Origin of the sequence: Novosphingobium acidiphilum DSM 19966, assembly GCF_000429005.1 — a bacterium.
Lineage (GTDB): Bacteria > Pseudomonadota > Alphaproteobacteria > Sphingomonadales > Sphingomonadaceae > Novosphingobium > Novosphingobium acidiphilum.
The window spans coordinates 152,499-166,199 of sequence record NZ_AUBA01000003.1 but is presented as its reverse complement, the minus strand read 5'-3'; the positions used below and the strand labels follow the sequence as shown (position 1 = coordinate 166,199).

Here is a 13,701-nt window from a genome sequence, read left to right as displayed (position 1 = left end):
ATGGCCGGGTGCGGCGATCGCCGCACCCGGTCTGTATCAGGCGGCCTGCGCCTTCTGGCCGGCGCGTTCCAGGTTGATCGCTTCGGCCAGCAGAAAGGCGAGCTCCAGCGATTGCGCGGCGTTCAGCCGGGGATCGCAATGGGTGTGATACCGATCGGCCAGACCCGCTTCGCTGATCGCCACCGCGCCACCGGTACATTCGGTGACATCGCGCCCGGTCATTTCGATATGGATGCCGCCGGCATGGGTGCCTTCGGCGCGATGCACCGCAAAAAAGCCTTCAACTTCGCGCAGGATGCGATCGAAGGGCCGCGTCTTGTAACCGTTGTCGGCCTTGATCACATTGCCGTGCATCGGATCGCATGACCACACCACCGGATGGCCTTCGCGCGCAATCGCGCGCACCAGCGGGGGCAGCCCGGCCTCGACCTTGTCATGGCCAAACCGGCTGATCAGCGTAATCCGCCCCGCCTCGCGCGACGGGTTCAGCGTATCAAGCAGCCGGATCAGCACGTCTGCGGTCAGGCTGGGGCCGCATTTCACGCCGATCGGATTGTCGACCCCGCGCAGGAATTCGACATGCGCCGATCCTTCGAACCGGGTGCGATCACCGATCCACAGCATATGCGCGCTGGTGTCGTACCATTTGCCGGTCAGCGAATCCTGCCGCGTCATCGCCTCTTCATAAGGCAGCAGCAGCGCTTCGTGGCTGGTGAAGAAACTGGTGCCCTGCAATTGCGGCACGGTTGCGGGATTCACCCCGCAGGCCTGCATGAAATCCAGCGCTTCGCCGATCTTGTCGGCCATTTCGCCAAATTTGGCCGCCCACGGGCTTTTGCCGATATGATCGAGCGTCCACTGGTGCACCTGGCGCAGATTGGCATAACCGCCGGTCGCAAACGCGCGCAGCAGATTGAGCGTGGCCGCCGCCTGGCTATAGGCGCGCAGCATCCGTTCGGGATCGGGGATGCGCTGTTCGGGCGTGAAATCGATGCCGTTGATGTTGTCGCCAAGATAGCTCGGCAATTCGACATCGCCGATTTTTTCCATAGGCGACGAGCGCGGCTTGGCAAATTGGCCGGCCATGCGCCCGACCTTGATCACCGGCTGCTTGCTGGCAAAGGTCAGGATCACCGCCATCTGCAACAGCACGCGGAACGTATCGCGGATGTTGTTGGGGTGGAATTCGGCAAAGCTTTCGGCGCAATCGCCGCCCTGGAGCAGAAATGCCCGGCCCGCGGCCACTTCGGCCAGATCGGCCTTGAGCGCGCGCGCCTCGCCTGCAAACACCAGCGGGGGAAAGCTGGTCAGCGTGGTTTCCACCGCCGCAAGCTTGTCCATGTCGGGATAGACCGGCAGATGCCGTGCCTCGTGCCCGCGCCAGCTGTGTGCATTCCAGTTGCTTGCCACTGTTCCTCGTCCTTGCGTTCCGGCCGGGTGTCGGCCGAAGTGCGCAAATAGGCGTGGCATGCTCCAAAAGCAAAGGCAGCGTTCCGATTACACTGATTTGCGCAATCAAATTGCGCAAATCAGTGCTTTTCGGGCACCACTTCGACTTTCCAGGTTGCATCCGGCTTCAAATAGTGGCGCGCCAGTTCCTGCATCGCCTCGGGCGTGGTGGTTGCCGAATCGACCAGGATCGATCGCAGGTCGGCCAGCTTGCGCGGTTCGCTGGCCCCGCCCTGCAACTGGTCGAGGTAGAACCCGTTGCCGGTGGACAGCCGCGTGATCCATTGCTTCATCGGTTCGGTCACACGCGCGATTTCATCGGCGCTGGGCGGATTGGCCACCAGATCCGCGGCAATCGTATCGGCGGCGGCAAAGAATGCAGGCAGATCGCGCGGGCGCAATTGCGTGGTCGCAGCGAAATACCCGCCCGATGACAGATCGAGCGGCCACGACGAATTGACCTGCGGGGCATAACTTGCGCCGATCTTTTCGCGCATCACGTCAAACAGCCGGTTCTGGAATATCTGCGACAGCAATTCCAGTTGCCGCGAAGTGCGCAAATCCGCGCGGCCGCCCCCGGTGGGCCAGGCCACCAGCGCCGCTGCGGTATCGGGATCGCCGCGATGGGTCAGCACCAGCGGCGTTTCGTTATGCGCGGGCAGATGTGGTGCCAGATTGGCCGGCGGCAGCGGCGCACGCAGCGGCAGCGCGCCAAACGTGCGGTTCAGCGCGGCCAAGCCGTCCTCGCGCTTGAAATCGCCAAACAGATCGACCTCGATCGGCCCCTGGCGCAACAGCGGTTCCCACACCCGCCGAAACCCTTCGGGCGTGGCCTTGGCCAGTTCGGCCGGGTTGGGCCGGGCAAAGCGCGGATCGCCATCGCGGATCAACCAGGGCAGATCGCGCTGCAGCACTTTCATCGGCGATCCGTTGGTGCTGTCGTAATTCAGCCGCAGCGCCGCCAGCGCGCGGGTGACCGGGTGATCGTCCCAGCGCGGCATCGCCAGCTTGGCTGCAAACAGATACAGCTGATCCGCCAGATCCGCCGGGCGCGTGTCGGCATAGAACCCGAATGCGGTGTCGCCGATATCGAAATCAAGGCTGAGCTTGCGCCCGGTAGCCAGCCGGTCAAGATCTTCGCGGCCATAGGTCGCAAACCCGGTGTCCATCAGCGCGGCCTCGCCCAGCGAGACATAGACGGCGTCCTTGGGATCGATCGCGCCATAGCCGCCGCCAAAGCGCACGCGCATGATAATCCGGCCCGGCTCTGCGTCGTTGGGCCACAGCAGCACTTTGACGCCGTTCGACAGGGTTACGCGTTCGATGGCGAGCAGCCCGGTCGGCACCGCGTCCACCACCTGGCCAGGCGTTCCGATCGGCGGCAAATCGGCGAAAGTCAGGCTGGTTGCGGCGATGCGGCTGCCCGCAGCCGCATCGACCGGCGCCACCATCGCGGTGCGCACATCGGCGGCGGTACCATCGTCAGCCTTGGGCGTGATCAGCACCGCACGTTCGACCGTGCCCTCGAACAAGGTGCGCGTGTGGGCCAGCACCGCGGCCGGCGTGAACAGCGGAATGGTCTTGCGGAAAATGGCATAGACCGTGTCGGGGTTGGCCACGGTTTCGCGAATGTCGACGGCTTCGGCAATTTCGTCGGCCAGCTTCGACCCGGCCTGGGTTTCCTGCGTTTCAACCGGGACTTTGTAACTGATTTCGAACTCGGCCACTTCGCGCGCGATTTCTTCGCGGCTGGGCGGGGTGGCCAGCGCATCGGAGATTACCGCGCGCACATCGCGCAGCGCCGATTTCCAGTCATCACCCAGCGGCGTAACCGTGATCAGCGTGGCATCGGCAGAGCGGTTGATCCGGGTCTGATCGACCGACGCCGCCAGATAGCTGGCGGTGCCGCGCGCCTTGGCCTCAAGCCGCCGGTTGATCAGCGCCAGCGCCAGCCGGTCGATGATATTGCCCTCGTTATAGACGATCGTGTCATTGACCTTGTGCCAGGGACGCAGGATCGCGGCATTGACCACGCGCGGCAGGCCGGGTTCGACAATCACCGCCGCTTCGTCAAACGGCACGCGCCCTGCCGGCATCGTGCCTGGGTGTTTGGCATCGCTGCCGCCCGGCGCGTGCGGCGCACCGAAATCGGGCTGCGGCGGCTTTGGCCCCACGCCATGCCAGTCACCGAACCACTTGGTGATTTCTGCCACCATTGCTGCGGGTTCGGCATCGCCGGCCACGACAATCACCGCGTTGTCGGGCCGGTACCATTTGTCGTGAAACGCCTTGATACTGGCGGCAGTGGCCGCCTCAAGCGTGGCGACCGTGCCGATCGGCGACCGGTCGGCCAGCGGCTGGCCCTTGAAGAAAGTGGCGCGCGTGGCCTCGACCACGTGGCTTTCGGCACCCTGGCGTTCGCGCATTTCGGCCAGCACGATCGGCACCTCGGTCTTCACGCCTTGCGGCGTAAAGATCGGGGACGCGATCATCCCCGACAACAGCTTGAACGTCTCGTCGATCGTCTCGGGCGAGGCATTGGGCAGATCGAGCTTGTAGGTGGTCTGCGTCGGGCTGGTTTCGGCATTGGTGTCGCTGCCAAAGGTCGCGCCCAGCTTTTGCCAGGTGGGGATCGCCTCACCCGATTTAAGGTATTTGGAATCGCGAAAGGTCAGGTGTTCGATCAGGTGGGCATAGCCGCGCTGGGCATCGGTTTCGTACAGCGATCCGACATCGGCGATCATGCGGATCGAGATCTGGCCCGGCGGCACGCCATTATGCCGCACCGCATAGCGCAGGCCGTTGGGCAGGATGCCGAACGTCCATTTCGCATCGTGCGGCACATCCGATCCGGCATACAGCCACGCCGGATCGGGCGGCGGCGCCGCCACCGCCGGGGATAGCGGCAGGGCCACACCGACCATGAGCGACAGACCAAGACCGAAACGCGCAGTGCGCAGACGCGATGACACCATGGCCCGATCTATAGGCCGCACAACAATGAAGGGCCAGTGAATAGGATTGGCTGGCCGTGTCCGCAGCCCCTGCGGGCAGGGCCAGCGGGCAATCAGTGTGCGGCAGGCTGCGCGGGTGCGGGCTGCGGCGCGCCGGCCTCCTGGGCCTGGCGCATCGCGGCAACTTCGGCGGCGGTCTTGGAATCGATCAGTTCGATCTGGAACACCAGATCGGCATTGGCCGGGATCGCGTCACCGGCACCCTTGGCGCCATAGCCAAGCGCTGCGGGCACGCACAGGCGATAGACGCTGCCGCGCGGCATCAGTTGCAGGCCTTCGGAAAATCCCGGAATAACGCTGTCGATGCTCAACGGCGTGCCCTGGTTCTGATCGAACACCGCACCGGTGGTCGCCAGATAGCCGATATAGCCGATCAGCACGAAATCGGTCTTGCCAGGCTTTGGCCCGGTCGCATCGCGCAGCACGGTATAGCCCAGCCCCGAGGCGGTGCGGGCCGAACACGCGCGCAGATCGGGCGCCACCACCGGCTGCAACGGCAGCTTGATGATCGCGGCCGGCGCAGGTGCTGCAGGAGCGGGCGCTGCCAGTGCCGGAATCGGCGCGGCGAGCGTGGTCAGGGCGAGAGCGATTCGCGCAAAGGTGTGGTTCATGGCCGCGCGCATAGGCGCTGGCGCGCGATGCCGCCAGACAGCAAACGACTGCCTGTCGCAAATTCTGCACCAAAGCGCCTGAAACCGCGAATTAACCTGGCGGTCGCCCCCAACAGCCCTTGACCCGAAGTGACCCGCACCTAAATGCGATGCATGTTCATAGAAACCGAAACGACGCCCAACCCGGCGACTTTGAAATTTCTGCCCGGCGAAGTGGTCATGGCCACCGGCACGCGCGAATTCACCAGCGACGAACAGGCCGCGGTGTCCCCGCTGGCGCAGGGCCTGTTTGCACTGGGTGATGTGACGGGCGTGTTCTTCGGCCGCGAATTCGTGTCGGTAACCATTGCGCCCGGCGCGGCGTGGAGCGATACCAAGCCGCAAGTGCTGGCGGTGCTGCTCGATCATTTCGTGACACAGACCCCGCTGTTTGCCGCAGGAGTGGCCGACTTTGCCGTTCCGGGCGAAGACGACGATGCGCCGGCCGATGATCCGGCCGATGCCGATATCATCGATCAGATCAAGGACCTGATCGAAACCCGCGTGCGCCCGGCCGTCGCCAACGATGGCGGCGATATCATCTATCGCGGGTTTCGCGACGGCGTTGTCTATCTGCGCATGCAGGGCGCCTGTTCGGGCTGCCCCTCGTCCACCGCCACGCTCAAGAACGGAATCGAATCGCTGCTCAAGCATTACGTTCCCGAAGTGAGCGAAGTGCGCGCCGCCTGATTTTTCGCGCCGCCTGATTTTTCCCACCCAGACCCTACAGGATCGTGCCGGCCATGCCCCAGCCCCTTGCCGATGCCGCGCTTGACCAATTGTTCCGCACTGCGCGCACCTACAACGGTTATCTCGACCGTCCCGTTTCCGAAGACCAGCTTGTCGCGATCTGGGATCTGCTCAAGATGGGACCGACCTCGGCCAATCAGCTGCCTGCGCGCATCGTGTGGTGCGTCAGCGATGACGCCAAGGAAAAACTGGCCGCAGCCGCCAGCGCTGCCAATGCCGACAAGATCCGCAAGGCACCGGTGTCGGCTGTTATCGGCATGGATCTGGATTTTCACGAACAGCTGCCGTGGCTGTTCCCCCACGCCGACGCCAAAAGCTGGTTCGCAGGCAACGAAGCGCTGCGCGAAACGTCCGCGTTGCGCAATTCATCGTTGCAGGGCGCCTATTTCATCCTGGCCGCCCGCGCGCTGGGGCTCGACACCGGGCCGATGTCGGGCTTTGACCAGGGCGCTGTGGACGCCGCGTTTTTTGCCGAAACGCCGCGCGTGCGCACCAATTTCATCTCGACGCTGGGCTATGGCGATCCCGCCACGATTTCCCCGCGCAGCCCCCGCCCCGATTTTGCCATGTTCAACCGCATTGCCTGAGCGGCAGCCGCGATGACCCGCGTGCTTGTCATCGACAGCGCGACAGAGACGTGTTCGGTGGCGTTGTTCGATCGGGGCATGCTGCTATCCGGAAACTGTGTCGACCTTGGCCGCGGCCATGCCGAACGGTTGGTGCCGATGATTGCCGATCTGCCCGATCGCGGCCGGGCGGCGCGGATCATGGTCAATCTGGGGCCGGGCAGCTTTACCGGCATACGCGTCGGCATTGCCGCCGCGCGTGCACTGGGCCTGGCCTGGGGCGCACACGTCGGCGGCTATGGGTGCCTCGATCTGGTCGCGGCGATGGCCCGTGCGCAATCCGGCGGCTCCGACATCGATGTGGTGATGACAGGCGGCCATGGCGAATGGTTCTTTGCCACGTATGACGCACAGGGCGCTGTGGTTGCACCGCTGGCCTCGCTCGCGCCCGATGCCGTAATCGGCCTGGCGCGCGCGCCGATCGTTGCCGGCAGCCAGGCCGGTGCCGTGGCCGCGCGCACCGGCGCGCACGACCTGGCGATCCGCCCCGATGCGCGCAGCTTTGGCCTGTTGGACCACGCTGCGTGGCGCCCGTCGGTCAGCCCGGTCTACGGCCGCGCGCCCGATGCACGTTTGCCCGGCTGACCGCGCATGGTGCATCCGCTCGACGACGTTGATCGTATCATGGATGTCATGACTTCGGCATTTCCTTCCGAATTCGGCGAAGCGTGGAACCGCCGCCAGGTCAGCGACGCCTTGTTGCTGCCGGCCACGCAATATGCGCTGATCGCAGACGATGGCGCGATGGAATTGAAGCCCTGTGATCCGGCTGCGGGTTTTTACTTATCGCGCGGAGTGCTCGACGAGGAAGAACTGCTGCTGTTTGCAATCGCCCCCGAGTCGCGGCGCAAGGGACTAGGCCATGCGTTGTTGCGGGAATTTATTGAACATGCCCGCCAGCGCGGCAAGAAAAGACTGTTTCTGGAAATGCGGCGCAACAATCCGGCCGGTATCCTCTATGCCAGCCATGGTTTTCGCGCGGTGGGAATACGGCCTCGGTATTATCGCGCATTGAACGGTGATCGGATTGACGCCATTACACAGGAACTCGTTCTAGAATGAATCCTTGTAAAAATCGGTTTTGGTTGGAAAATTCCTGATTTTTCCATTGCAGAGATCAAGAATGATTGTGTATTATCCCTGTCGGTCTATACGGTTTTTATCCGGCGGGAGAGTCGATTTATCTGATCGGCGAAAAAATCAATAATTTCAAATGGTTGACCATAACACAAACGGTTCAACAGTAAAGAAGGTCGGTTCGCAATGTCTGAAATTGAAAACGATCTGCGCGAGACGCTGATCACGCTCACCTCTGATATCGTCGCTGCACATGTCAGCAACAACAGCGTCGCCGTGGGCGATCTGGGCACGTTGATCAGCAATGTCTACACCGCGCTTGCCGGGCTGAAGCCCGCCGAACCGCAGGCCGAACCCATGCCGGAACCGGCTGTGTCGATCCGTTCTTCGATCAAGAACGATCACATCGTCTGCCTGGAAGACGGCAAGAAGCTGAAGATGCTCAAGCGGCACCTGGCCACCCGCTACAACCTGACCCCGGAACAGTATCGCGCACGCTGGAACCTGCCTGCGGACTATCCGATGGTTGCGCCGGCTTATGCCGAAAAGCGCCGCGAACTGGCCAAGAAGATCGGCCTTGGCCGCAAGCCTGCGCCCAAGCGCGGCCGCGCCAAAGCCTCGGCGGCCTGATCGCACATCCCGTTTGGGGTATGAAAGCCCGCGCGGCCGGATGGCATGGTCCATCCCGGCAGCGCGGGCTCTTCGTATCGACCTGAGGGTCTGTGGCAAAAGCGCCAGGCGCCTTTCAAGCCAGGCAGTGAACGCGCGGTTGCAGTCTTTGCCTGACAGCCTATCATTGGGCATCGCGATTTTTCCGGAACAGACGTGCACCAGCCCATCGATATCGAAGCCCTCTGCGCCGAGCGGGGATTGCGCATAACCGAACAGCGCCGGGTGATTGCCCAGGTCCTGTCCGAAAGCGAAGACCACCCCGATGTGGAGAAACTGCACGAACGCGCCGCCGCGCGCGATCCGCGCATATCGATTGCCACGGTCTATCGCACCGTGCGCCTGTTTGAAGAGGCAGGCATTCTTGACCGTCACGACTTTGGCGATGGCCGCGCCCGTTACGAAGCCACGCCAGAGGCGCATCACGACCACCTGATCGATGTCGAAACGGGCAAAGTGATCGAATTTGTCGATCCCGAGCTTGAGGCGCTGCAGCGCCAGATTGCCGAAAAGCTGGGCTATCGCCTGGTCGATCACCGCATGGAGCTTTACGGTGTCAAACTTGACCGCGATGCTTGAGCATAAGCCGCGCCCGATCGGCCCCGGCCGGGGCGAGGCCGTTACCTGGGCCGGCTGGATGCGCCTGTGGCTGCGCGCGCTGGGCCTGGTCATCACGCTGCTGATGTGCGTGCCGCTGCACTATGCCTATCGCACGGTGCATTACGGATCGCCGTTTCCCAAACTGTTCCTGCGGATTGCCTGCCGGCTGTGCGGGGTGCGCTTGCGGGTGCACGGCGTGCCGCTGAAGCGCGACGTGTTCTATATTGCCAACCACCTGTCGTGGGTCGATATCCTGGCACTGGGCGGAGCCAGCGGCACAGCGTTTGTGGCCAAGGCGGAACTGGGCGTGGCGCCGCTGGTCGGCTGGCTCGCGCGGATCAACCGCACCGTGTTCGTCAGCCGCGAAGACCGGCTGGGCGTGGCCGACCAGATCAACCGTCTGCGCGAAGCGCTGGCCGACAATTGGGCCGTGACGGTCTTTCCCGAAGGCACCACCACCGACGGCCATTCCTTGCTGCCGTTCAAGACCTCGATGCTGCGCGTGCTCGAACCGCCGCCACCGGGCGTGCTGGTCCAGCCGGTGGCGCTGGATTACGGCGCCGACATCGGCGAATGGATCGGCTGGATCGGCACCGAATCCGGGGTGGACAACGCCAAGCGCATCATGTCACGCCGCGGCACGTTCACACTGGACGTGTTCTTTCTGGAACCCTTTGACCCGCGCGATTACGTCGGCCGCAAAGCCATCGCCGCCGAAGCCCGCGCGCGCATCGTGCCCGCACTCGAAGCTCGGCTTGGCAAACCGCTGCGCCCGTTTGCGCACGCCGTTGGGCAGATCGGGTATGTGCCGCCCAGCAACAGGGCGGCATAAGGGCCAACGGTTTTCGCGGCAATGTGCCAAGGCCGGGCCGCCTTGGCGCGCTCAGCGCAAGCGCACGAGTTCGCCTTTCCACTTGGTCAGTGCGCGCACCAGTTTTTCCGAACGGTCCGCAAATTCGCCATCCATCGTCGCTTTTGCATCCGCCATGTTGCCGCGCTCGACCTGGGCAAGCACGCCGCCTGCGGTCTGGTGGAATTCGGCATGAAGACGCTTGATGACCTGGTAGGGAACGCCTGCCCGCACTTGCGCGTCAAGCGAAGGGCCATAGATCCACGTTCCGAATGCGCATTTGTCGTCACGGCAGGCATGCGCGGCCGTGATTTCGCATTGCCCCGACATAATCGCCGTGCGCAGCCGCATTTTCCACATTCCGTGCGCGCCGATCGCGCTGTTGACTTCATCAATGATCGCTTGGGCGTTCATTCCGGTTTCCAACTTTGGCATGACGCCGTTCGCAATCGTCGGCGTATCAGGATGCAACCGCAATAGAGCCGGAATATGGCGAGGCCCTCAACGAGCATGGTACACGCAACGCTATCGGATGGTACGTAAACGCCCGCAATGGCACCACCGCGCGCGCCCAAGACCTGCGCAGGCAACGGCCAAGCCTGGCACCTATCGCCGCCACTGTGGTATTTGCAAACGACATCGGCTAAGCGGCGCCGACTATGTCCGCGACCAATCCCCCCCGTACCTTTCACGTCAAAAGCTTCGGCTGCCAGATGAACGTCTATGACGGCGAACGCATGGCCGAATTGCTGACCGCGCAAGGCATGCAGGCCAGCGACGCGCGCGAAGATGCCGATCTGGTCGTGCTCAACACGTGCCATATCCGCGAACGTGCCACCGAAAAGGTCTATTCGGATATCGGCCGGTTGCGGCGCGACGATGGCACGACGCCGCTGATCGCGGTGGCGGGGTGCGTGGCACAGGCCGAAGGCGCGGAAATCATGGCGCGGGCGCCATCGGTGCGCGTGGTCGTCGGTCCGCAGGCCTATCACCGCCTGCCCGAAATGGTCGCAGCCGCCGCAGCCGGCGGGCGCGAGACCGAAACCGACATGCCGGCAGAGGCGAAATTTGCCGCCCTGCCGCGTCGGCGCAAGTCGGGCCCTTCGGCGTTCCTGACCATCCAGGAAGGCTGCGACAAATTCTGCACCTATTGCGTGGTGCCCTATACGCGCGGCGCAGAAATTTCGCGGCCCTTTGCCGATCTTATCGACGAGGCGCGCGCGCTGGTCGAAGGTGGCGCGCGCGAAATCACGCTGCTGGGCCAGAACGTTAACGCCTGGCGCGGTGAAAATGCCGCCGGTCAGCCGGTCGGGCTGGCAGGCCTTGCGCAGGCGCTGGCCAAATTGCCCGATCTGGCGCGGATCCGTTATACCACCAGCCACCCGGCCGACATGGACGACGCGCTGATCGCGGCGCATGGCGACAATCCCAAGCTGATGCCGTTTCTGCATCTGCCGGTGCAATCGGGCAACGATCGCGTGCTCAAGGCGATGAACCGCAGCCACACGGCAGAAAGTTATCTGAAACTGCTTGATCGCGTGCGCCGGAGCTGCCCCGATATTGCGTTGTCGGGCGATTTCATTGTCGGGTTTCCGGGCGAGACCGATGCGGAATTTGCCGACACTTTGTCGCTGATCGATGCCGCCGGCTATGCCCAGGCGTTCAGTTTCAAATATTCGGCACGCCCCGGCACGCCTGCGGCCGATATGGACGGACAGATCGCCGCAGAGGTGATGGATGATCGCCTGCAACGCCTGCAGGCACGTATCAACCGCGATCAACTGGCCTTCAACCGGTCCACGGTCGGGCGGCGCTGCACGGTGCTGGTCGAACGGCGCGGACGCCAGGACGGACAATGGCTGGGCAAATCACCCTGGCTGCAATCGGTGCATTTCACCGATCAGGCCGCGATCGGCGATCTGGTCGAGGTTGACCTGATCGAGGCGGGCCCCAATTCGCTGGCAGGGCGACGGGTCGGCTGACCCGCCGCCCCCCACGACCGATCACATGCGGTGATGGTGGTGATGCCAGTGGTGGTGGTGGTGATGCCAGCCGCGGGCATTGGCCATTGTCGGGGCCAGAGCGGCCGCAGCCACCGCGACGGCGACGATCGAAAGAAGTGCCTTGCGCATGATCGGTATCCTCCTGATTGCAAAGGTGCCGGCCCAGGTTTTGAGGGATGGTGCCGGCACCGTTAACCTCATGACAGGTTCTGCATTAACCGTCACCACGCGATGCAATCACCGATGATTCAGCTTTGTCGCAACGCCGCGACAGCGAGGCAAGCGTTGCCATTGCGACAACAGGTTGTGCAAATCGCCATGGGTCCACCAGAAATAACGGCCAGCTGTCTTGCGCATGCCACACAGCGGCATAATCTGGGGGGCACCGAAGCAAGGGAGACGCATGGCCCGTAAATTCCCCCGCGCCACGACCGTGGCGCATCGCGATACCCGTGGCGAGCCCACAGGCCATTATGGTGCCACGCACGAGGGCACCCATCGCGGCGAAGCCAATCGCCGTGCCCGGATAGAGATAGAATTCGACGAACAGTCGGTACTGGGCGCCCTGTTTGGTCAATTTGACACCAATCTCGTGCTGATCGAAAACCGGCTGGGCGTGTATATTTCGGCGCGCGGCAACAAGGCGCTGGTCGAAGGCCCGGTCGAAACGGTGGCGCGCGCGCGCGATGTGCTGCGCGGGATGTATCAACGCATCCTGTCGGGGCAGGAAATCGATGCGGGCACGGTCGATTCGCTGATCGCGATGTCGAACGAACCCACGCTTGAGGGCATTATTACCGGCGCGCCGATGGCCGCCCCGCCGATCCTGATCCGCACCCGGCTGAAAACCATCGCGCCGCGATCGAAAGTGCAGATCGATTACATGCGCGCGCTGGTGCGCGATGATGTGATCTTTGCGCTGGGCCCGGCCGGCACCGGCAAGACCTATCTCGCGGTGGCACAGGCGGTGTCGCAATTGATGAGCGGATCGGTCCAGCGGCTGATCCTGTCGCGCCCCGCGGTCGAGGCGGGCGAACGGCTGGGCTTTCTGCCCGGCGACATGAAGGAAAAGGTCGATCCCTATCTGCGCCCGCTGTACGACGCGCTGTATGATTGCATGCCGCCCGAACAGGTCGAACGGCGCATGGCATCGGGCGAAATCGAGGTCGCGCCGATCGCATTCATGCGCGGGCGCACACTGGCCGATGCCTTTGTCATCCTCGACGAAGCGCAGAACACCACGGTCGGGCAGATGAAGATGTTTCTTACCCGGTTCGGCCAGAACAGCCGCATGGTGGTGTGCGGCGATCCGCGGCAGGTCGATCTGCCCGGGGGCGTTGCTGCCAGCGGGCTGGCCGATGCGGTACGCCGGCTGGAAGGGATCGAAGGGATCGGCACCGTGCGGTTCGGCGTGGGCGATGTCGTGCGCCATCCGATCGTGGGCCGCATTGTCGAAGCCTATGAAGGCCAGGACAGCGCAGACACGCCATCATGACCGCCGCGCCGAGCATCGATTTCGATATCGATCCGGTCTGGGGCGATGCCACCGACTGGGAAACGCTGGCCTCTGCCGCGGCCGAGGCGGCGGCCACCGTGGCCCCCGAACTGGCGCATGACACCATGCTGGTCAGCCTGGTGCTGGCGGATGATGACGAAGTCCACGCGCTGAACCTGCAATGGCGCGCCAAGGACAAACCGACCAATGTGTTGTCGTTCCCGATGCTGTCGCGCGACGAGGTGCTGCGCGCGGCGGTCGATGCCGGGGCACCGGCGATGCTGGGCGATCTGATCCTGGCGCACGGTGTCTGCCTGCGCGAGGCGGCCGAAAAAAACATTACGCCGGCCGCGCATACCAGCCATCTGATCGTGCACGGTCTGCTGCACCTGGCCGGATACGATCACGAGACCGGCGAGGCCGAGGCCGAGGAAATGGAAGACCTGGAGCGGAAGGCGCTTGCACTTTTGGGCCTGTCCGACCCATATGCATGACTGAAGGGGGCGATCGGCGACGCA

Annotated in this window: 15 protein-coding genes; 10 read left to right on the top strand and 5 right to left on the bottom strand. The window is 63.7% G+C overall.

The window, feature by feature from the left end; all coding sequences use genetic code 11:
* Window positions 1-36: 36 nt before the first annotated feature.
* The 3 genes from G404_RS0103605 to G404_RS0103595 all read right to left on the bottom strand — a co-directional run bounded on the left by G404_RS0103605 (window position 37) and on the right by G404_RS0103595 (window position 5,074).
* Complete coding sequence (locus G404_RS0103605) at window positions 37-1,410, bottom strand: class II 3-deoxy-7-phosphoheptulonate synthase (protein WP_028639883.1); 1,374 nt, start codon at window positions 1,408-1,410, stop codon at window positions 37-39.
* A 119-nt stretch (window positions 1,411-1,529) separates the two neighbouring features.
* Window positions 1,530-4,424: a M16 family metallopeptidase gene (locus G404_RS0103600; protein ID WP_028639882.1), complete on the bottom strand. Its 2,895-nt coding sequence runs from the start codon at window positions 4,422-4,424 to the stop codon at window positions 1,530-1,532.
* 92 nt (window positions 4,425-4,516) lie between these two features.
* Entirely contained in the window at window positions 4,517-5,074 is a 558-nt protein-coding gene (locus G404_RS0103595; protein WP_028639881.1) for an FKBP-type peptidyl-prolyl cis-trans isomerase, read from the bottom strand.
* Between the two features lie 153 nt (window positions 5,075-5,227).
* On the opposite strand from G404_RS0103595, the gene G404_RS0103590 reads away from it, so the two are divergent.
* From G404_RS0103590 to G404_RS17915, 7 genes are all read left to right on the top strand, one after another.
* Window positions 5,228-5,803 (top strand): NifU family protein, encoded by a 576-nt coding sequence (locus G404_RS0103590; protein WP_028639880.1) that lies wholly within the window; start codon window positions 5,228-5,230, stop codon window positions 5,801-5,803.
* Window positions 5,804-5,856: 53 nt separating this feature from the next.
* The gene (locus G404_RS0103585; RefSeq protein WP_028639879.1) at window positions 5,857-6,450 is read left to right on the top strand and encodes a malonic semialdehyde reductase; all 594 of its coding nucleotides are present in this window, start codon (window positions 5,857-5,859) and stop codon (window positions 6,448-6,450) included.
* Between the two features lie 12 nt (window positions 6,451-6,462).
* Window positions 6,463-7,074 (top strand): tRNA (adenosine(37)-N6)-threonylcarbamoyltransferase complex dimerization subunit type 1 TsaB, encoded by a 612-nt coding sequence (gene tsaB, locus G404_RS0103580; protein WP_028639878.1) that lies wholly within the window; start codon window positions 6,463-6,465, stop codon window positions 7,072-7,074.
* A 6-nt stretch (window positions 7,075-7,080) separates the two neighbouring features.
* Window positions 7,081-7,551, top strand: coding sequence for a GNAT family N-acetyltransferase (locus G404_RS0103575; RefSeq protein WP_028639877.1), 471 nt, complete (start codon window positions 7,081-7,083; stop codon window positions 7,549-7,551).
* A gap of 201 nt (window positions 7,552-7,752) precedes the next feature.
* Entirely contained in the window at window positions 7,753-8,196 is a 444-nt protein-coding gene (locus G404_RS0103570) for a Ros/MucR family transcriptional regulator (RefSeq protein ID WP_028639876.1), read from the top strand.
* Window positions 8,197-8,391: 195 nt separating this feature from the next.
* Entirely contained in the window at window positions 8,392-8,814 is a 423-nt protein-coding gene (locus G404_RS0103565) for a Fur family transcriptional regulator (protein ID WP_028639875.1), read from the top strand.
* Window positions 8,807-9,667, top strand: coding sequence for a lysophospholipid acyltransferase family protein (locus G404_RS17915; RefSeq protein WP_051280102.1), 861 nt, complete (start codon window positions 8,807-8,809; stop codon window positions 9,665-9,667). The genes G404_RS0103565 and G404_RS17915 overlap by 8 nt, the downstream gene beginning before the upstream one ends.
* A 51-nt stretch (window positions 9,668-9,718) precedes the next feature.
* On the opposite strand, the gene G404_RS0103555 is transcribed toward G404_RS17915, so the two are convergent.
* Window positions 9,719-10,120, bottom strand: a complete 402-nt coding sequence (locus G404_RS0103555) for a CZB domain-containing protein (RefSeq protein WP_156906176.1) — start codon at window positions 10,118-10,120, stop codon at window positions 9,719-9,721.
* 224 nt (window positions 10,121-10,344) lie between these two features.
* Here G404_RS0103555 and miaB point away from each other — a divergent pair, with 224 nt between their 5' ends.
* Window positions 10,345-11,667, top strand: a complete 1,323-nt coding sequence (gene miaB, locus G404_RS0103550) for a tRNA (N6-isopentenyl adenosine(37)-C2)-methylthiotransferase MiaB (protein ID WP_028639873.1) — start codon at window positions 10,345-10,347, stop codon at window positions 11,665-11,667.
* Window positions 11,668-11,688: 21 nt separating this feature from the next.
* Here miaB and G404_RS20915 read toward each other — a convergent pair whose 3' ends face one another.
* The gene (locus G404_RS20915; RefSeq protein WP_281170249.1) at window positions 11,689-11,817 is read right to left on the bottom strand and encodes a hypothetical protein; all 129 of its coding nucleotides are present in this window, start codon (window positions 11,815-11,817) and stop codon (window positions 11,689-11,691) included.
* Between the two features lie 274 nt (window positions 11,818-12,091).
* Here G404_RS20915 and G404_RS0103540 point away from each other — a divergent pair, with 274 nt between their 5' ends.
* Both G404_RS0103540 and ybeY read left to right on the top strand, forming a co-directional pair.
* The gene (locus G404_RS0103540) at window positions 12,092-13,183 is read left to right on the top strand and encodes a PhoH family protein (protein WP_036520232.1); all 1,092 of its coding nucleotides are present in this window, start codon (window positions 12,092-12,094) and stop codon (window positions 13,181-13,183) included.
* A complete protein-coding gene (ybeY, locus tag G404_RS0103535) occupies window positions 13,180-13,677 on the top strand; it encodes an rRNA maturation RNase YbeY (RefSeq protein WP_036520230.1) in 498 nt (165 codons plus the stop codon). Before G404_RS0103540 ends, ybeY begins: the two co-directional genes overlap by 4 nt.
* The last annotated feature ends 24 nt before the right edge of the window (window positions 13,678-13,701 follow it).

Coding starts and splice junctions, on each gene's coding strand:
- G404_RS0103600 (WP_028639882.1), bottom strand. CDS start 4,424: ATGGTGTCATCGCGTCTGCGCACTGCGCGTTTCGGTCTTGGTCTGTCG.
- G404_RS0103595 (WP_028639881.1), bottom strand. CDS start 5,074: ATGAACCACACCTTTGCGCGAATCGCTCTCGCCCTGACCACGCTCGCC.
- G404_RS0103590 (WP_028639880.1), top strand. CDS start 5,228: ATGTTCATAGAAACCGAAACGACGCCCAACCCGGCGACTTTGAAATTT.
- G404_RS0103585 (WP_028639879.1), top strand. CDS start 5,857: ATGCCCCAGCCCCTTGCCGATGCCGCGCTTGACCAATTGTTCCGCACT.
- tsaB (WP_028639878.1), top strand. CDS start 6,463: ATGACCCGCGTGCTTGTCATCGACAGCGCGACAGAGACGTGTTCGGTG.
- G404_RS0103575 (WP_028639877.1), top strand. CDS start 7,081: ATGGTGCATCCGCTCGACGACGTTGATCGTATCATGGATGTCATGACT.
- G404_RS0103570 (WP_028639876.1), top strand. CDS start 7,753: ATGTCTGAAATTGAAAACGATCTGCGCGAGACGCTGATCACGCTCACC.
- G404_RS17915 (WP_051280102.1), top strand. CDS start 8,807: ATGCTTGAGCATAAGCCGCGCCCGATCGGCCCCGGCCGGGGCGAGGCC.
- G404_RS0103555 (WP_156906176.1), bottom strand. CDS start 10,120: ATGCCAAAGTTGGAAACCGGAATGAACGCCCAAGCGATCATTGATGAA.
- miaB (WP_028639873.1), top strand. CDS start 10,345: ATGTCCGCGACCAATCCCCCCCGTACCTTTCACGTCAAAAGCTTCGGC.
- G404_RS20915 (WP_281170249.1), bottom strand. CDS start 11,817: ATGCGCAAGGCACTTCTTTCGATCGTCGCCGTCGCGGTGGCTGCGGCC.
- G404_RS0103540 (WP_036520232.1), top strand. CDS start 12,092: ATGGCCCGTAAATTCCCCCGCGCCACGACCGTGGCGCATCGCGATACC.
- ybeY (WP_036520230.1), top strand. CDS start 13,180: ATGACCGCCGCGCCGAGCATCGATTTCGATATCGATCCGGTCTGGGGC.